Origin of the sequence: Agrilactobacillus yilanensis, assembly GCF_003946725.1 — a bacterium.
Classification (GTDB): Bacteria; Bacillota; Bacilli; order Lactobacillales; family Lactobacillaceae; genus Agrilactobacillus; species Agrilactobacillus yilanensis.
This window is the reverse complement of record NZ_RHOY01000019.1, coordinates 21784-40428: the sequence shown is the minus strand read 5'-3', so window position 1 is coordinate 40428 and position 18645 is coordinate 21784. Positions and strand designations below refer to the sequence as shown.

The 18645-nt window shown below is 41.0% G+C and carries 16 protein-coding genes and 1 pseudogene; 11 read left to right on the top strand and 6 right to left on the bottom strand.

The genetic code is table 11. The features are described from left to right. Positions 1–22 precede the first annotated feature (22 nt). From EKM93_RS11415 to EKM93_RS11380, 8 genes are all read left to right on the top strand, one after another. Positions 23–2260, top strand: coding sequence for a phosphoketolase family protein (locus EKM93_RS11415; protein ID WP_125715718.1), 2238 nt, complete (start codon positions 23–25; stop codon positions 2258–2260). Positions 2261–2305: 45 nt separating this feature from the next. Next, positions 2306–3211 (top strand): proline-specific peptidase family protein, encoded by a 906-nt coding sequence (locus EKM93_RS11410; RefSeq protein WP_125715717.1) that lies wholly within the window; start codon positions 2306–2308, stop codon positions 3209–3211. Positions 3212–3226: 15 nt separating this feature from the next. Then, on the top strand, positions 3227–3889 hold the full coding sequence (locus tag EKM93_RS11405; protein ID WP_125715716.1) for a histidine phosphatase family protein: 663 nt from the start codon (positions 3227–3229) through the stop codon (positions 3887–3889). Between the two features lie 300 nt (positions 3890–4189). Next, the gene (locus tag EKM93_RS11400) at positions 4190–4843 is read left to right on the top strand and encodes a WxL domain-containing protein (RefSeq protein WP_164507079.1); all 654 of its coding nucleotides are present in this window, start codon (positions 4190–4192) and stop codon (positions 4841–4843) included. Positions 4844–4923: 80 nt separating this feature from the next. After that, entirely contained in the window at positions 4924–5946 is a 1023-nt protein-coding gene (locus EKM93_RS11395; RefSeq protein WP_164507078.1) for a DUF3324 domain-containing protein, read from the top strand. A 15-nt stretch (positions 5947–5961) separates the two neighbouring features. Beyond that, positions 5962–7824: a WxL domain-containing protein gene (locus EKM93_RS11390; protein WP_125715713.1), complete on the top strand. Its 1863-nt coding sequence runs from the start codon at positions 5962–5964 to the stop codon at positions 7822–7824. A 308-nt stretch (positions 7825–8132) separates the two neighbouring features. Further along, positions 8133–9176 carry a DUF3324 domain-containing protein gene (locus tag EKM93_RS11385; RefSeq protein WP_125715712.1) on the top strand — a complete coding sequence of 348 codons (1044 nt, stop codon included), beginning with the start codon at positions 8133–8135 and terminating at the stop codon, positions 9174–9176. An 18-nt stretch (positions 9177–9194) separates the two neighbouring features. Beyond that, on the top strand, positions 9195–10994 hold the full coding sequence (locus EKM93_RS11380) for a WxL domain-containing protein (protein ID WP_125715711.1): 1800 nt from the start codon (positions 9195–9197) through the stop codon (positions 10992–10994). Between the two features lie 246 nt (positions 10995–11240). Here EKM93_RS11380 and EKM93_RS11375 read toward each other — a convergent pair whose 3' ends face one another. Next, on the bottom strand, positions 11241–12425 hold the full coding sequence (locus EKM93_RS11375) for an NADH-dependent flavin oxidoreductase (protein WP_125715710.1): 1185 nt from the start codon (positions 12423–12425) through the stop codon (positions 11241–11243). 147 nt (positions 12426–12572) lie between these two features. On the opposite strand from EKM93_RS11375, the pseudogene EKM93_RS11370 reads away from it, so the two are divergent. Beyond that, positions 12573–12941: pseudogene (locus tag EKM93_RS11370) on the top strand (winged helix-turn-helix transcriptional regulator); the annotation flags it as partial. 19 nt (positions 12942–12960) lie between these two features. On the opposite strand, the gene EKM93_RS11365 reads toward EKM93_RS11370, so the two are convergent. Beyond that, entirely contained in the window at positions 12961–13710 is a 750-nt protein-coding gene (locus EKM93_RS11365) for an ABC transporter ATP-binding protein (protein ID WP_125715708.1), read from the bottom strand. Positions 13711–13958: 248 nt separating this feature from the next. On the opposite strand from EKM93_RS11365, the gene EKM93_RS11360 reads away from it, so the two are divergent. Beyond that, positions 13959–14237 carry a hypothetical protein gene (locus EKM93_RS11360; RefSeq protein ID WP_125715707.1) on the top strand — a complete coding sequence of 93 codons (279 nt, stop codon included), beginning with the start codon at positions 13959–13961 and terminating at the stop codon, positions 14235–14237. An 87-nt stretch (positions 14238–14324) separates the two neighbouring features. Beyond that, a complete protein-coding gene (gene hflX / locus EKM93_RS11355; protein ID WP_125715706.1) occupies positions 14325–15593 on the top strand; it encodes a GTPase HflX in 1269 nt (422 codons plus the stop codon). A gap of 122 nt (positions 15594–15715) precedes the next feature. Here the strand turns inward: hflX and EKM93_RS11350 are convergent, their stop codons facing one another. The 4 genes from EKM93_RS11350 to EKM93_RS11335 are packed head-to-tail and all read right to left on the bottom strand — an operon-like array spanning position 15716 to position 18618. Next, the gene (locus EKM93_RS11350) at positions 15716–16378 is read right to left on the bottom strand and encodes an amino acid ABC transporter permease (RefSeq protein ID WP_125715705.1); all 663 of its coding nucleotides are present in this window, start codon (positions 16376–16378) and stop codon (positions 15716–15718) included. Further along, the gene (locus EKM93_RS11345; protein ID WP_125715704.1) at positions 16378–17034 is read right to left on the bottom strand and encodes an amino acid ABC transporter permease; all 657 of its coding nucleotides are present in this window, start codon (positions 17032–17034) and stop codon (positions 16378–16380) included. Before EKM93_RS11345 ends, EKM93_RS11350 begins: the two co-directional genes overlap by 1 nt. 5 nt (positions 17035–17039) lie before the next feature. Beyond that, entirely contained in the window at positions 17040–17831 is a 792-nt protein-coding gene (locus EKM93_RS11340; protein ID WP_376923082.1) for a transporter substrate-binding domain-containing protein, read from the bottom strand. 46 nt (positions 17832–17877) lie between these two features. Beyond that, a complete protein-coding gene (locus EKM93_RS11335) occupies positions 17878–18618 on the bottom strand; it encodes an amino acid ABC transporter ATP-binding protein (RefSeq protein WP_125715702.1) in 741 nt (246 codons plus the stop codon). Between the last annotated feature and the right edge of the window lie 27 nt (positions 18619–18645).

Below are 18645 nucleotides of genomic sequence, written 5' to 3'. Positions count from 1 at the left end.
TAACTTAGAAAGCAGGGATGATATGCCGGATTATAATGACGATACTTATTTTGAACAAATGCAGAATTTTTTTAATGCCGCCAACTTCTTAGCGGCAGCAATGACCTATTTAAAAGATAATCCTTTACTTCAAAGCCCGATCACGGCCGACGATGTAAAGCCATTGGTCAGTGGTCACTTTGGAACAATTCCCGCGCAAAACTTGATTTATACCCAAGTAAATCGACTCATTAATAAATATCATCAACAAACGCTAGTCCTCCAAGGCCCAGGTCATGGTGGCGCGGCGCTGCTGGCAAATGCCTATTTAAATAATGATTTAGTTAAAGTGGATCCTAAACTAACACAAAGTCTTGCGGGCTTAACGCGACTTTATCGTAAATTCGCCCATCCCTTCGGCTACGCTTCCCATCCAGAACCTGCTATCCCCGGGGCAATTCATCCCGGCGGAGAACTAGGCTACGTTTTGATGCATGGGTTTGGCGCTGTACTAGGACACAAACGGCTTTTAACCGTCTGCATTATTGGGGATGGTGAAGCTGAAACCGGTCCGCTGCAAGCGTCTTGGCAATTAAATCGTATTTTGACCGATCAAGATGGCAAAGTTTTGCCGATCATCAATATTAACGGCTTAACGATGGAAAACCAAAGCTTTTTAGCGCAGCAATCCGATGCCCAGCTTAAAGCCTATTTCCAAAGTTTAAACTATGAACCGCTGATTGTCACTGCTCAGCAAGCAGATATTACCTTGCAAAAAGATCTAGCAACCGCCTTTGATCAAGCTATGACGGCGTTACACGCTGGTAATTGGCCGGTGATTTTGTTAAAAACGCCTAAAGGGATGACTGGGCCAAAGCCGGTCGTTGGCACCATTGCCAGCCATCAGCTACCGGTCGCGCCAGATGATCTTGCAGGTTTGAACCAGTGGTTAACCAGCTATCGGCCCGATCAATTATTCACCGCTGATGGACAACCTAAACAATTGACGGCTTTATTGCCGCCTGAAGACTATCATGTCACTGATAATTTATATACTAACCGCAAAGGCTTAGCTGTAAAGGTACAGGATGCTTTGGAAACGAGCCAATGTGTGATTACCCAACCCGGGGCGCAAAAAGCGTCCAATATGGCGGCACTCAGCACTTATTTTAATAAAATTAGCCAACAAAATCCCAAACGGGATCAATTTTTACTACTCAGTCCGGATGAAAGCCATTCTAATCAAATTGCCCTAAAGGATCACGTCATTGATAATGTCTTATCCGAACATTTAGATGAAGGCTTACTGGAAGGCTTCTTGCAAACTGGCGGCAGCGGCTTATTTGTTTCATACGAGGCTTTCTTGCCAATCGTCAGCTCGATGATTGCCCAGCACTTAAAGTGGCTGACACAAGCAAGCCGGCATGCGTGGTATAAAGATTTGAACGCTTTAAATTTAATTGGTACAGCAACCGTCTGGGAACAGTATAAAAACGGTTTTACCCATCAAAATCCGGAATTATTAAATACACTAGCTGCCAAAAATGCCGAATTGGTCCGGCTTTATTTACCCGTGGACGTGAATACAACTTTAGTCACGATCAATTCTTTGATCAAAACCCACCAAAAAGTAAATTATGTGATCACACCAAAACAATCAACGCCACAGTGGTTTACATTGACAGAAAGCCAGGCTTTGATGGCTAAAGGTATTGAAATTGTGCAATGGGCCAGCGATGACACTGAAAATCCAGATTTAGTTTTGGCTGCAGCTGGTGGCGCCCCGTTTACCGAAGTCCTGGCGGCCAGTATGATTTTACGCCAGGCACTGCCTAACTTGACCATTCGGGTTATTTTAGTGTTAGATCTCTTGCGCTTACAGCATCCCCGCATTAATCCTCGGGGCTTGACGGATAATCTATACAACAAACTTTTCACCATTGACCGGCCGATTATTTTTAATTTCCACGGCTACCCCGCTACGGTTCAAGGCCTATTGTCTTACCGTCGGAACACCCCTGAGTTTATTAATGGCTATCAAGAAGAAGGCAGCGTCACAACCTTATTTGATCTACGGGTGCAAAACGGGATTGATCGGTTCAATATTGTCAAAGAAGCCCTCCTCGCCTTAAGTAATACCGCCCAGCCGTTAGCACCAGAGCTGTTTAAACAGATGAATCACAAGTTAGAAGCCCATATTCAATATATTTTAGAAAACGGCGAAGATTTGCCGGAAATTCAGAACTGGCAGTTTACCCCTTTTTTTTCAAACGAAAAATAAGTAAGATAGTAATAGACCACTGATAAAACAGAAATGAGGGATTTTATGAAACAAGGGACAACCATCATTACATTAGACAACGGTTACCATCTATGGACCAATACCCAAGGTAAAGGCGATATTCAATTGCTTTGCTTACACGGCGGCCCTGGCGGCAATCATGAGTATTGGGAAAACTTTGGTGAAAAACTCGCTGATTTAGGTGTTCAAGTTTCAATGTACGATCAGTTAGGTTCTTTTTACTCTGATCAACCCGACTACAGCGATCCAGAAATCGCCAAGAAATATTTAAGTTACGATTATTTCTTAGATGAAGTTGAAGAAGTTCGACAGAAATTAGGTTTAGATAACTTTTATTTAATCGGCCAATCTTGGGGCGGTGCTTTAACGATGATGTACGCCTTGAAATACGGTCAACATTTAAAAGGCGCCATTGTTTCCAGCATGGTGGACAACATTGACGAATACGTCGTCCACATCAACCAAGTCCGAGAAGAAGCTTTGCCAGCTGATGCAGTGGCCTTCATGAAAGACTGCGAAGCCAAAGGTGATTGGGATAACGCCCAATATCAAAGCTATGTAGATGTTTTAAATGCAGGCTACGTGGATCGGAAACAACCACCCGCTATCAGCCATTTAATCTCAACAATGGCGACACCGGTTTATAACGCTTTTCAAGGGGATAACGAATTTGTCGTAACGGGCAAACTAAAATCTTTTGACTTGCGGGATCAAATTCAAAATATTACGATGCCCACATTATTAACTTTTGGCGAACATGAAACAATGCCTTTAGCTTCTGCCCGCAGAATGGCCGAAGTCATCCCCCATGCCCGCTTAGTAACAACCCCAAACGGCGGTCATCATCATATGATTGATAATGCGCCGGTTTACTTTGATCATCTTAAACAATTCATCAAAGATGTTGAATCCGGAAACTATAATGAATAGCGAGGTCTTTAAAAAATGAAAACGGTGACCGTTTATTTAGTGCGCCATGGTCAAACTTATTTTAACCGCTACAATCGCATGCAAGGTTGGTCTGATTCACCACTGACCCCTAAAGGTCTTGACGATGCCCATCAAGCCGGTAAACGCCTACAGAGCTTGACGTTTGAGCATTGTTATTCTTCAGACCGCGGCCGAGCTATTCGGACGGCAGAAATTATTTTGTCTCATAATATCAACACCCATATTCCCTTCTCCCAAAATGAATTGTTTAGAGAAGAATTCTATGGTTACTATGAAGGTGAAGATTCCAGCAAAACGTGGCACGCTGCTGGCGGCCCCCATGGCTGTAATGGTTACGCAGATATTATTAACGAATACTCCCTTGATGCAACGAAAGATTTCTTGCATGAAGCTGATCCTTTCGGGGATGCTGAAAGTGCCACAGAATATTGGACCCGCCTAGGTAAAGGGTTTAAATGGCTGCGAGAAAAAGCCCACGATGGTGAAAAAATCTTAATTGTTTCCCATGGCACAACCATTCGCAGTATTGCAGAAAAATTTGGCAATGGTAAATTTGATGCCACTACCTCACCACTAAACGGCAGTGTTACAACAATTGAATTAACCGATGAGGGGATTAATGTTTTAGACTATAACAACGTTGACGGCACGCTTTAAAAAAATAAATGGCTATAATGAAATTAATCATTATAGCCATTTTTTATTTTTATTTTTTAAAATTTATAAAATTATATTTTCAAATCATTTAGCGGATAAGTACCAGATATGTCAAGGGTTATACGGTGATTTCTTTGTTTTTAAATTTATTTCCTTATATCATCACTTTCGGTTGTTTAAAATCAATATAATATAATATTTTTCCTTTTTATGATTTTTTTAATTGACGAATACAGTAGCAGTCGTTATAATTAACTCGTAGCAAAAAACAGGCAAAAGAAAGAAATGAGGTCTATCAAGATGAAAAAAACAACATTAGTACGCATTGGGGCATCATTGATGGCTACTTTGCCCCTCTTATCAACCACAGCAATCGTCTCTGCTGCCGATGATACGCCAGCATCATCTACAAATGCTGACGGTGCCCCAACGTCTTCAGACGCAACGTTTAAAGTCGATAACAGTAATCTATCTGCGTCGGACAATAGCGGTAAACTTATCTTGGAAAAAGTTCCGACCTTTGATTTTGGTTCGATCTCTTCGAGTGAAATTTATAACGGCTTTGAAGGCAAATCAGCATTAGTTTCTAGCGACTTAGGAATCGCTGATACCCGTTTAGGTTCTAACAACTGGTCTTTAGGCGTTTCATTAAATAAATTTTCAAAGGGTGGCGACGCAAAAACCACCTTAACCGGTGCCGAACTGTCCTTAGCTGCTAACAGTAATGGTTGGCCAGTAGCAATTTCTAGCACGGTTAACGATGACAACCAACCTGTCGTCTTAGCCCAAAGTGACGGTACAAAACACGGTGATTTTTCTTACGCTTTTACTGGCTCACCAAATACCTTGACTTTAGGTGCTAACAATATGGCCATTTTAAATCAAGACGACCAGTATAAAGCTACCTTAACTTGGACGCTAGCCTCTTCAGGGCCTGTAACACCGGCACTATAATTAACAGAATTTTCATGAAAGAAGCTGGGACTGCATTGTTGGTAGTCTCAGCTTTTTCAACAAAAAAAGAGGGGTTTTCTTTGAAAAAATGGCTTATTAGCTTAGGTATTGGCCTACTCGCATTTTTTTGCTTTGCGCTGCCCCAAACGGTTCATGCCGCAAATAGCGCTGATTTTACTGCTGAAGCTATCCCGGCTGCTGGCCAAACCGATCCTAAGCTAGATTATTTTTCATTATCTGTTGCTTCCAACCAGATATATCCATTAACAGCGACTGTGGAAAACTTAAGTTCAACGGAAACATTGGATTTTTCTGCGCAGTTAATTACAGCGACCACCTCCAGTCATGGCGCCATTAACTACACGCCGACAAAACTCAAACGTGATCCCAGCGCTAAAGTTGTTTTACCAGAATTGGCCGTTGATGGTGTGAATCAACAGAATTTCACCATCGGGCCCAAACAAAAACAAACGATTACGTTCAACTTAAAAATCCCTGCGGATGGCATTACCGGTACCGTTTTGGGGAGTATCTACATCCACCGGTTGGATAGTCCCAATCAGAAGAAAAGCAGTCTCACCATTGATAATCAATTTGCCATGGTCTTGCCGGTCGCCATTACTCAAGGGCCACCGGTTGAAATCATCCCTAATTTGACATTAGCTGGCGTGACCCAAACAAACATTGCTGGCCATGCCGCTTTGATTGCCGACATTCATAATGCCAGTCCTGTCCTATTTGGCCAAATTCAATTAAATGCCAAAATACTGCAAGACAACAAAACGGTATTGACCCAAACTGACCACAATTTTCAAATGGCACCAAATTCAACTTTAGGCTATAACCTCTTAATGCCTGATAAACCGTTACCTAAAGGCCGTTATCTGTTAAAAATTCGATTAACTTCTGGTCAAAAAACGTTTAATTTATCTAAGAATTTCCAAATTACGACTACTAATCCGCAACAAATTAAGCACCCACTACTAAGACACACCCAAAACAAGCCAACTTTTCTGATTTGGCTTATCTTGAGCCTCATTTTGCTCATCTTGTTGATTGCACTACTCTGGTTCTTATTAAAACGACAGCACCATAAACATTGAAAGGAGTGACGCCCCTTGCGGCATCCTAAAAAAAAGCTGGGCTTAGGCCTACTGTGCCTGTTTATTAGCCTTGGGACGCCGATGGTACTATTAGGTACACAAACCATACTGCCAAATATATCAACCCACCAAGTTGCTGCGGTCACTGCAGCAGATAGCAGCAGTGATGCTGTGTTTGTGCCTGATGACTCGGCAACTGAGCCAAAAACCGATGATGCTCCCGCCTTGACACCGGAAATTGAACCCTCTGCAGAGCCTTTTGAGACACTACCGTCAGATCCTGAATCGTTCCCCTCTACAAGAGCAAGTGACAGTGCCCCCACCCCAACGCCTGCAGGTTTTAACATATTAGGCTTTCCACTGCGTTATGGTTTCACATCACAGCCAACAAGCATTCAATATGCTAAAAAAGGTAAAGATGTGCTGTTACATGCCACCGCTACTGGGATGAACTTACTGACAAGTGTCAAATTCTATGTCACCCGTTGGTCGCTGAATAGCAACAATGAATGGAAGGCTTACTTCGATTCGAATTATTATCCTGCACAATCCATCGGACTAAACCAACATGCGGTTGATGTTGCTTACGGACCAAGTGGCCGAGCAGCGTTGCCGGTGGGTGTACATTATTTTCAAATTCAAGTTACCTATGGTTATTCCACTTATTATTCACAGCTGGCCAAAGTTGTGGTTTCTCCAAATGACATTAACACTAAAGACTTAACCGTATTTCCTGAAAATACAGCTGTTTTTGCCAATATTAGTTATGAAGCCACTGCTAATATCACGCCAGAAGCGGCCACAAGCCCGGTCAATTGGCGTACGATTACTGGCTTAACTTTTGACCCGTCCATCGGCCGCCGGACAAAATTCACCCCAGATAGCGGCTTAATTACAAAGCGCGTTAATCGCGACACTGAACATCCCGGTTTCCCGATCAATCTAACGGCCAATGCAGAAAATACGGACAGTACTATCAGTAATACGGCTCAAATTTATGTCGGTGGCTTAAAGGCTCAGGATCTGCCGATTGCTCAAGCTAAAAAACAAGGGCTTACGTGGCCAATCTATGGTCTAGAAAAAATTCAAAAAGAATTCTTTTCACCAGAATACGAGGCTGTTAAGTCAGCCACTTATCAGTGGACTTGCTACCGAGTCGGCAGTAACGGTGTATATGCTGCTACGCCTTGGCCCAGCGATATTTTAAATACTAGCGGCAATTTCAACAATGGTGTAGAAACTTTGAATCAAGATCAAAAGCTGACGATTCCTGGGAATAGCCCATTTATTATTGCCGCTGCTTCAGCGACTAAAGCCGGCCGGCCTTTTTATGTACAGCTCAATTTAACCCTTACTTTAAATGATAATAAGAGCATTACGATCCCAACAAATAAAGCCCAGTTAAGCATTCAACCGGGTACTGGCGCCTTAACACTGACCCAAGTGCCCAGTTTTAACTTTTCAAATGTGCCGTCAAGTCAAATCTATCAAGGCAACACTACTTTAGATTCCTCAAACAAGCCCAAATCTGATAACTTAGACAATAGCACATTGGCCGTTTCAGATACCCGTACAGATGGTGATAATTGGACATTGCAAGCAAAACTAGCGCCATTTACCGACCAACACCAGCAAGGTTTAAATTCGGTACATCTGAATTTAATGGGTATTCCTAACGCACCGGTTATTGATTTACCAGATCAAGACCAATGGTTGACGATCGCCACGTCCAGCCAAAACAAAACGGGTGTTTTTCCAATGCGCAGTACGCTGACCTTAGCAGCGAACCCCGAAGTAAATCTATTTGATGAGCAAATTTTTGGCAGCACCATTACTTGGAATTTGAGTACAACCGATTTACAAGTGCCTCAATTATAAAATAAGTCGTTATTTTTAAGCTAATTATTAAAATATAAATTACACCTTCAAATGATCTGCTCATCTATCCTTTAGATTTGTAGATCATTTTTAATATTCAAAAAAATTAAAATAGCCATGAAAAAGTTTATTTATCAGCTTTTTCATGGCTATTTTCTTTTTAGAAGACTAAATTCTTATTTTATTAACGTTATAAAGTGCATAATATTTGACGATGTTTGAACCAATTCGATAAACTTAGGGTATCAGTTAAGGTGTCTACTGTTATTTCATCGTTAACAATTTGGGGTTTATCAAGGAGTCTGCCAATGGCTATTCTTAAAAAATATCATTGCTACTTATTCATCTGCTTTATTTTAGGCGGACTTTTTGGGTTGCCACATCAGGTCCTCGCGGCTACCAATACTAATTTTTCAGTAACGCCAGTTTTCTCTGAGGCACAAACGGATACAACTTTAGATTATTTTAATTTAGTCGTTGCGCCGGATCAGCATTATCCTTTGACCGTAACTGTAGAAAATACCAGCCGTACCAAAGTAATGACGTTTGATGCAAAATTAGTGGCTGCAACCACATCCAGCCAGGGCAAAATAGATTACACGCCCAGCACAACTAAAAACGCCACCAATGGCTCAATGCTTTTACCTAATTTAGCCGCTAATCAAAAAACACACCAAAAAATAACTTTAAATCCCTTAGCTAAAGGTCAAGTAACGTTTGAAATTCAAATTCCAAATAGCGGTCTACAAGGTACCGTCTTAGGCAGCATCTTCGTCCAGCAGCACACCACTCAGCAGCAAGATAAGTCTACGGTGGGGATTCAAAATCAATTTGCCATTACCACCCCGGTGATTTTAAAACCGGTCAACAGCGCTAAATTAATGCCCAATTTAGAAATGAATCAGGTGCACTTTAAACAAATTAATAATACCGGTCAAATCACGGCGGACATTGTAAACAAAGCCCCTGTGATGTTCGGTAAAATTCAATTAACCGCAGACCTTTATCAAAAAGGTGTTAAAAAAGCCCGCTTCACCAAACATGCTGAAAACCTTGAAATGGCACCAAATAGTACGCTGGCTTATCCTTTCACCATTCCGATTCAAAAATTAAACGCCGGACAATACACGTTAAAAGTGACTTTAAGCTCTGGTCCTAAAACATTTCATTTAAAACAGACATTTACAATTAAGGCCAGTCAGCTGAAAAAAAACACGGCCACAACTTCTAAAAAACCACGCTATTTACTATTTTGGATTATTGCCAGTGTTATTGTCTTATGCCTTATTTTTGTAATTCTGCTAGCACTCATTAAACGCTATAGATCAAAAATTCATCGTTCAACGCACTGAAGGGAGGCTTGCGCAACCATGAAATTAAAAAACTATCGATTCGCTTTAATGCTTGGTTTGGGGGTTTTAAGTCTACTATTAATTTTTATTAAAACTACGCCGGTACAAGCTATTGATGAACCGGCCATTAACACTGAAGAAATCACAGAGGCCCAGCAAGATTCGGCAATTAGCGCCACAATTGCCAACGATGACTTAGTCCGTGAAGAAGAAGTTTCGCCGCCAACAACGGCAGATGGGGTTAAAAAACCAGATCGTAATGGATTTGTTATGTTAGGCATTCCGTTTCGGACAGGCTTTATTATTCATCCTCAGGCTGAACAATACATTTTAGAAGGTACAGAAGCCAATGTGGATACGAAGACCACCGGGATCAATTGGAATTTCTTAACGAGTATTAAAATTTATGTCACTAAATGGACCTTGCAAGCCGATGGTACTTGGTTAAAAGAAGCAGATCCTGATCCTTATACGGCTAAAGGTAATGGTTTAAATAAACATGAAGCAAAAATCCGTTTTGGGCCAAACGGTCGGGAAAATCTACCCGTGGGCACTTACTATTTCCAAATGAACGTTAAATACAGCTTATTCACCTACTACTCTAAACTGGCTAAAGTTGTGGTAGTTAGTGATGAATCGGCTGCTAAAGAGATTAAAGTTGTCCCTGAAAACAACGTTATTTTCCCAGATATGGATTATGATGTCACTGCCGTTTTAAATCCAAGCTATTCCACCAGTGTGGTAACTTGGGATGAAGCCGGTTCAATAGCTACTTTTGAACCAGACTTTGGCCGCATCGTTTCTTTTTCCGTTGCCAACGATGATATTTCCAGCACGGTTAATACAGACACAGAACATGCGGTTATCCCAGTAGATTTAACGGGGAAAGCCAATAATTTGACGGATACTGCCACTGTCTACGTTGGCGGTCTTAAAGCACAGAAAGTCGCTTTAGATCGCGCCCAAAAATATGGTTTGGCTTGGCCAGTCAGTGGTTTAGAAAAAATTTACGATAGTTTCTATGATGCTAGTGACGACGAAACTGCTGAAATCAAGAAGAGTGCTTTTGAGTGGACTTACTATGCTAAGAACAGCAAAGGCGTTTATAAAGAAAACTCTTTTGGTAAAGAGGTTATTAATAGTTCTGGAACGTTTGATTTACCAGAAGACTTAAATGATAGTAAAGCCCTGCAAATTCCGGGCAGCAGTAGCTTCATCACCAATGCTAAAGCCGCAACGGACAGCGGCGATCAATACTATGTTAAACTCACGATTACCATTACAATTAAAACAGGTATCTTTACCTCTAAAGATATTGTAATTAGCTCAAATCAAGCTCAACTAGATGTTTTGCCAGCGGTGGGCGATTTAATTTTAAATCAAGTACCGCAATTCACTTTTTCTGAAATTAATCCTCGAACAATTTATTATGGTAATTTAGGAATAGACGATAATTACAAACCGGTTTCTGAAGAAAATGCAGCTGAAAATCTATTGGAAATTGCAGATACGCGTCCCAATCAGCAAGGCTGGCTCCTACAGGCTAAATTATCAACGCTTTCTGATACCACTGGTCAAAACTTAAGCGGCTTAAGTCTGAAACTATCCGGAACAGCGAATGATGTACTGATTCCTGACAGTAGTGATTGGATCACGGTCACAGATTCAAATACGGATCAAACCGGAACGTTCCCCATGTCAGCACTACTTTATATCCAGGAAAATCCGCACGTTGACTTAAGTCCTGAAAACAATTTCTCTGGTGTCTTAACGTGGTCGCTGACGCCAGCGACGCCGGAAGTTGAAGCGTTGTCGTAAATAGATTGTATGTAAAAAAGTTAGCTCAAAATTTTTGGGCTAACTTTTTTTGATTTGTTTTTAAAAGGTGTTTAACTTATAGATGAAATCACTCGTGTTGGCGCGCTCTGCATAAACGCGTTCACTAGAGCAAAGCTCTCACATAACTACGCCTTACTCACAAGCCAAGACCGGGCTTATGTCGTAAGTCTAGGTTAGTACTCGAGGCTTTCCCGCTCTAGGTCACGCTCTGATCTTAAACACGCTCTATAATTTCTTTTCAAAGCCTTCCATTGGGGCTAATTCATTTTGGTAGTCTTCTGCTTTTGCGGCGTCGGTGGTGAAGTTGATGACGCTTCTAAAAGAGGTCAACAGGTACTGTTGCATGGCCGTAGGAATCAATAATTCATCCATATCGAACGGGCTGATTTGTGTCCGAATACTTGCCAAATCATCATGCATCACTTTTTGTACCCATTTTGGTTCCCGGATAAGTTCTCGACCAATTGCGGCAAAATCAGCACCATCGTCTAAGGCAGCTGTTGCGTCTTCTGGGCTTTCAATTGAGCCGATACCAATCAATGGTACGATGCCGTCTGTATGGGCGTGGAATTTGGCAATTAAAGTTTCATTATCGGTCTTGTCATTCAAAGATGTCCGTTCATAACTTCCCATTGATAAATGAATGTAACTTACTTTGTTTTTAATTTGATCTACAAAATATAAGGAATCTGCCAATCGAATCCCTGGTGTTTCGATTTCTTCAGGTGAAATTCGGTAACCTAATAAAAATGGCCGCTTTGCATAAGTTGCAATCACATCGCGTACTTTATCGATCACTGCTAACGCAAACTTCATCCGTTTCTCTCTAGAACCGCCCCAATCGTCTGTCCGTTGGTTGGCATTTTCTGAGAAAAATTGCTGTAACAAATACGTATTTGCACCGTGAAGTTCTACGCCATTAAAGCCCGCTTGGATGGCGCGCTTTGTAGCCGCTCCAAAATCTTCAATTAATTGCAAAATTTCAGGTTCTGTTAAAGCTCTAGGTGTTTCAGAATCTGCTGGATAAGTCGCTGCAATGGCGCTAGCACTTACCGGCTGTTCACCCCGTAGAATTTTAGAACTCGATTTACGGCCGGCACTGAAGATTTGTAAAATAGCTCGAGTGCCTTCTTTTTTGATGGACTTTGCTAATTTTTCCAGCCCTGGCAGCATGTCATCATTGGCTATTGAAAGCTCGCCTTCAAAGCCACGGCCAAGCTCGTTCACATTGGCAACACCGGTAATAATCATCCCCGGTCCACCAGCTCGTAACCCATAATAAGCAGCTTCTTCATCTGTGATCATCCCGTTGTAATAGCTAGACATTGTGGTCATTGGTGCCATGACAATTCGGTTTTTAACAGTCATACCATTGGTAAATGTGTAGTTCTTTAAAAAATTATAAGTCATATTAGACCTCCTGATTAGTTGTACTATCTTAGCGCTGTATATGTTATTATAGTTACTAACAAAAAATAAGCTAGTACTGACTTTTTAGTAACCTAGGCACTTAAAAGTACCTAATGGTCAACCATCGACTTTTTAGGAGAAATAATTATGAAAAAAAGTTACAATTTACCAATCGAAGTTACCTTAGACGTGATCGGCGGCAAATGGAAACCCGTTATTTTGTGTCATCTAGGTAACGGTCCTTTGAGAACCAGCGCTTTAAAACGGTGTATTCCAGAAATCACCCAAAAAATGTTAACGCAGCAGCTTCGAGAACTGGAAACAGATGGCATTGTCCACCGTGAAATCTTCCCCCAAGTACCGCCGAAAGTCGAATATTCTCTCACCGACTCCGGTACCTCTTTACGTAATGTTTTGATCGCCATGTCTACTTGGGGGACGACGCATATCCAGAATTTACAAGATGCCGGTGAAGCCGTCGTTATCAACCATGCGGATTTCTCCGGGTTTGCCAATATTAAGACCAAGCAACAGCCTACTCAACTTGAGCCAGCAACTGTACAATCGCCTGATAAAATTCAGCTCTAGTCCGGTGCTGTCGCGTGAGCTGTTGGATAATCCGACCGTCCTTCAAATAAAAAATACGCTGGCAATAACTGGCGGCTAATGGGTCATGGGTCGTTAACAAAATTGAAATCTGTGTTTTTTGATTCAAAGTCACTAAAGTTTCCAACAACGCCCGGGCACTACCGGAATCTAAAGCCCCCGTAGGTTCATCACCAAATAAGAGTGCCGGTTGGTGTACCAAGGCGCGCGCAATGGCGACTTGTTGCTGTTGTCCGTTAGATAGGGCTGTGGGCATGATTTTTAATAGACTTGTTAACCCCAACTGACAAGCGATTTTTGCCACCGCTACCGTAATTTGCTGATTGGTGAAAGCCTGCAGCCGTAAAGGTAATGCAATATTTTCGGCTACTGTCAGTCTATCCAGCAGTTTAAAATCTTGAAAAATAAAACTGATTTGCTGTGCTCTAAATTGCGCCAACGATCGACCTTTTAACGTCGTAAGCGCCTGCTGATTAAAAAATATCTGTCCATTAGTCGGTTGATCCAAAGTGGCTAATAAATTTAATAAAGTTGTCTTGCCGGCACCGGATGCGCCCATTACACCTATAAATTCACCAGGCTGTATCTCAAAATTAATATTTTTGAGTGCGTGGCAAATTGCCGCTGTCCCTGCCGGATAATCTTTTGTAATATGTTCAACCTTCAAAAGCGGTGCCATGCCCCTGCCTCCTTTTTAATTATTGATCTAAGCATACCGATTTCTAAGCTATTTTTCATGCGTCTTAACTTACAATTTTCACTTGTTAAATAACACTTTTGTAAGGCTAAAAAACGATAAATATGATACTCAATATCTGTGCAGATAGTAGACCTATTTTCTGAAAATGTTGCTTTTTTTGAATTTAATGCTATACTGTATTAATAGTTTCCTGCTTTTGTGTTTTAATATTAGGAGAGATAATAATCATGAAAAACTTAGAAAAAGACTTTAAAAATTACATCTTAAATCATACAAATCACAGTGATCGCACTGAAATGGCTATTTTATTAGACCGTAAATTTGATCAAGAACGCAACGGTGTCTTAACACCTAGCGACTTGATTGATTTCATCACTAGCTTTTATTGCTTATTACAACCTGACTTCCGTCAAGCTGTTGATGAAGTGATGGACGCGGATGGCCATATTCGGATTGAAAATTACTATCTATTTGAACACACTGCCCCTGCCTATCAAGCAGCTTAATCAATCGATAGCTTAAGAAACCGTAAAAAGGTGTTACAATGACTGTAGATAAGTCTTTGTAACACCTTTTTTTATTAGGAGGATTATATGCCCGAAATCAAATCAAACCCATTAACCGTCATTTTAAGCGGTGTCAATCTTGGTCAAGAAGACTTTGACTACACTATGTCTGAACTGGCGCAATTAACCAAAGCAAATAATTTCGAAACAGTGACAACCATTACTCAAAATAGTGACCGGATTCAAGCCGGAACTTATTTTGGTACTGGGAAACTTCAAGAAATTAAAACGGCGGCTGCCGAGACAGACGCCAAGGCATTAGTCATTAATGATGAATTAACGCCGTCACAAATTAGAAATATCGAGCAACAAACGGGGCTTTATGTGATGGACCGGACCCAACTGATTTTACGAATTTTTGCGGACCGAGCTCAAACTAAAATGGCTAAAACCCAAGTTGAAATTGCGCGCTTAAAATATGAACTACCTAGAATTCACCCTTCCAGTAATCCGTTAGATCAGCAGAGTAGCTCTGGTGGCTTAGCGAACCGGGGGGCTGGTGAAACGCAGCTGGAATTGGATCGCCGAGTTTTAAAGAAACGGATCACCCGTTTACAAAATGAATTGGCTCAAATTTTAAAAAGCCAGGACATTCAAGGCAAGGAACGTCAAAAAAGTTTAATTCCTAAAGTAGCCCTTGTTGGTTATACTAATGCTGGTAAGTCAACGATCATGAATCATTTACTAGATTTATATGATCAAGATAGTGCTAAAAAACAAGTTTTTGTTAAAAACATGCTTTTTGCCACGCTGGATACGAGTGTACGCCAAATTGATCTGCCAAATCAGCTTAGTTTTTTACTCAGTGATACGGTTGGCTTTGTCAGCAAATTACCTCATAATTTAGTTGAATCCTTCAAAGCAACGTTAGCTGAAGCTAAAAATGCAGATTTATTACTACATGTGGTAGACTATGCTAACCCTCATTATAAAGAGATGATGGCTGTCACGGAGCAAGTTTTAACCGAACTTGGCATTACCGATATTCCGACAATCGAAGTTTATAATAAGGCGGACTTAACTGAAGTGGCTTATCCAGCGGTTAACGGCAATGAAATCTACTTATCTGCCGAGGATACCTCTAGTATTGAAGCTTTAAGTGACCTCATTCAAAAACAGTTATTTGCCAAGCATCCCGTAGTGAATTTGTTAATTCCATTTACGGAAGGGCAAGTTACCGAATTCTTGACAACACATACGCGGATCATCGAACGTAATTATACAAATGACGGGACTGCTTTAACCGTTCAGCTAGCCCCAGAAATTCTCGGTAAAGTCGAGAAATATCGCGTTTAAACCGTATCGTAAATCGTAACTAAAAGCAGAAAACAAAGAGGCTCGGTCAAAATTTTATTTTTGACCGAGCCTCTTTTTAATTGTGTTTTCTAAAATGCGTTCACTTATGGTGCAAGTCCAGGTTATGCCTTAGAGAGTCGGCGATCCAAGAATTTCGCCAAGACGGATAGCAGGTAGCAGACGATAAAATACAAGACGGCCAATGCTAGGAACATTGGGATCATGAAGTTTGTATTTTGACCATAAATGACCTGGGCGTGAAACATTAATTCTGGTAAAACGATGATCGTGGCCAAAGAGGTATCTTTGACTAAAGAAATGAACTGACTGACGATTGGCGGAATCATTTTTTTCACGGCTTGCGGCAAGATAATATGATACATCGTTTGCCAATAGGTCAAGCCATTAGAGCGTGCAGCTTCCATTTGTCCAGAATCTACCGCCATAATCCCACTACGGATAATTTCAGCTAACATTGCGGATTCAAAGACAGTCATGGCAATGATCGTGGCCCATAATGTATTAAAACGGACGCCAATGACATTCGGTAGACCGAAGTAAGTGAAGAAAATGATCAGCAGTAATGGCAAGTTTCGAATAATATCTACGATAAAGCCAACAATCATTGATAGATATTTAATTTTCATATATCGCAGCAATCCAAAGATGGCCCCAATGATAAAGCTGAACAAAATGGAGATCACAGAAACTTCAACGGTCACCCATAAGCCTTCTAGTAAATATTTTAAATTAACCCATTGGTAGGCTTGTGCAAAGATATCCATTAATCTTCACTCCTTTCAGCAGACCATTTCTTTTCAAGATAGCGCATCCCGTAACTCATCGGTAAGGTAATGATCAAGTATAACAGCCCCACTGCAAAATACGTATCGGTTGTTCTGAATGTTGTTGAAGCAATGACATTCCCTTGATACATCAAATCAAAGCCGGCTAAAAAGGCTAAAACAGATGAATTTTTTACTAAGTTGATGAACTGATTACCTAAAGGCGGTACGACGATTTTAATCGCTTGCGGCATAATGATATGAATCATTGATTGGCCGTAGCTCATCCCATTAGATCGAGCGGCTTCCATTTGTCCCACGGGAACCCCTTCGATTCCGGCACGGACGGTTTCCGCAATAAACGCAGACGTATAAATCGTTAAACCAATGGTCCCAGCCGTAAAGCCGTCAATTTTGGCAATGTATTGGGGCACCACAATATAAAAGATCATTGCAATAACCAATAACGGAATATTTCTAAAGATTTCAACATAAATATGACCAATCACCCGTAATACTTTATTAGGGCTGATTTCAAATAGCGCAAATATTGTTCCGACAACTAAACTGCCAATTAAGGCATAAAGGCTAGACAATAGTGTATAACCAAAGCCGCTCCATAATTGGCCACCATAATTTGCAAAAATATCAAACAATTGTCTTACCTCCCCTGTTTAAATCCTTCAATTTTACCGAACCATTTTTGTTCAATTTGATGATAAGTACCATCTTTGCGCATGGCTGCAAGATTCTTATTGATGGCTTTCAAAAATGATTTTTGGCCCTTATTCACTGCAATCCCATAAGGTTCTGATGTGAATGTACCGCCAGTTACAACATATTTTGGATCATCGGCAGACATCCCATATAAAATCCCGTTATCGGTCGTCAGTGCGTCCCCTTGACCGGATTTCAAAGCTGTAAAGGCTTGGGCGTAGTCAGACAATTGTAAAACTGGTGTATCTGGGGCAACTTTTTTAATATTTTCCACAGAAGTAGAGCCTTGAACCCCAATAACCTTCGTCTTGGAATTTAAATCTTTAACACTTTTAATTGAACTGCCTTTTTTAACAAGTAAGGCTTGCCCAGCATCAAAATAAACATTTGAAAAATCTACTTGCTTGGCCCGATCTGGGGTAATACTCATTGTACAGATCAAGGCATCAACGTTCCCATTCTTTAATAACGGCAACCGAGTATTACTGGTCACGGGTACAAAGTCAATATTGACATTCTTACCAAAAATTCGATGAGAGAGTTCTTTAGCGATATCAATGTCAAAACCTTTGATCTGATCATCTTTAATATCCATCAGCCCAAATAGTCGTGTATCACTTTTAACGCCCCAGACAATCGTATTTTGCTGCTTATCGCGGGCTAATACATCGGCGCTAGTAACACTCTTTTGACCGCTGCAACCGGCTAAAGCTACCAAGCTTAGCAGCAACACCATTGGTAATAAAAACCACTTCTTCTTTTCAAACCTCATAATGGACCCCCTACATATGCTTGATAACTTTAGACAAGAAGACCCGGGCCCGCTCATCATTAGGTTGCTTAAAGAAGCCAGCAACATCGCTATGATCTTCTAAAATGCTGCCATCTGCCATGAACACAATCCGATCCCCAACTTCTTGGGCAAATCCCATTTCGTGGGTTACAACAACCATGGTCATTCCCTGTTCAGCGACGGTTTTCATAACATTCAAAACGTCCCCAATCATTTCTGGATCCAAAGCTGAAGTTGGTTCATCAAACAATAACGCCTTTGGCTTCATGGCTAAACTACGGGCAATGGCAATCCGTTGCTGTTGGCCACCAGACAATTGATCCGGAAAACTATTGGCCTTTTCATTTAAACCGACTAACTCCAATAGTTTATGCGCTTCTTCTTCACTTTGTGCCTTAGACTGTTTTAAGACAACTTGTGGGCCTAATGTAATATTTTGCATGACTGTTTTATTCGCATATAAATTAAAATGCTGGAAGACCATCCCCACATTCTTGCGGGTTTTATTCATATCGGTCTTTTTATCCGCCAAGTCATAGCCATTGATCAATAATTGACCAGAGGTTACTGTTTCTAGACCATTAATGCATCGTAACAACGTACTTTTCCCTGAACCAGAAGGCCCAATAATTGTCACAACTTCGCCCTGATCTATTTTGAGGTTTATGTTTTTTAAAGCATGGAATTTCCCGTAATATTTCTCCACGTTATTAAATTCAATCATTGACATTCTTTAACTCCCCATTTCTAATTAAGT

Coding starts and splice junctions, on each gene's coding strand:
- EKM93_RS11415 (WP_125715718.1), top strand. CDS start 23: ATGCCGGATTATAATGACGATACTTATTTTGAACAAATGCAGAATTTT.
- EKM93_RS11410 (WP_125715717.1), top strand. CDS start 2,306: ATGAAACAAGGGACAACCATCATTACATTAGACAACGGTTACCATCTA.
- EKM93_RS11405 (WP_125715716.1), top strand. CDS start 3,227: ATGAAAACGGTGACCGTTTATTTAGTGCGCCATGGTCAAACTTATTTT.
- EKM93_RS11400 (WP_164507079.1), top strand. CDS start 4,190: ATGAAAAAAACAACATTAGTACGCATTGGGGCATCATTGATGGCTACT.
- EKM93_RS11385 (WP_125715712.1), top strand. CDS start 8,133: ATGGCTATTCTTAAAAAATATCATTGCTACTTATTCATCTGCTTTATT.
- EKM93_RS11380 (WP_125715711.1), top strand. CDS start 9,195: ATGAAATTAAAAAACTATCGATTCGCTTTAATGCTTGGTTTGGGGGTT.
- EKM93_RS11375 (WP_125715710.1), bottom strand. CDS start 12,425: ATGACTTATAATTTTTTAAAGAACTACACATTTACCAATGGTATGACT.
- EKM93_RS11365 (WP_125715708.1), bottom strand. CDS start 13,710: ATGGCACCGCTTTTGAAGGTTGAACATATTACAAAAGATTATCCGGCA.
- EKM93_RS11360 (WP_125715707.1), top strand. CDS start 13,959: ATGAAAAACTTAGAAAAAGACTTTAAAAATTACATCTTAAATCATACA.
- hflX (WP_125715706.1), top strand. CDS start 14,325: ATGCCCGAAATCAAATCAAACCCATTAACCGTCATTTTAAGCGGTGTC.
- EKM93_RS11350 (WP_125715705.1), bottom strand. CDS start 16,378: ATGGATATCTTTGCACAAGCCTACCAATGGGTTAATTTAAAATATTTA.
- EKM93_RS11340 (WP_376923082.1), bottom strand. CDS start 17,831: ATGGTGTTGCTGCTAAGCTTGGTAGCTTTAGCCGGTTGCAGCGGTCAA.
- EKM93_RS11335 (WP_125715702.1), bottom strand. CDS start 18,618: ATGTCAATGATTGAATTTAATAACGTGGAGAAATATTACGGGAAATTC.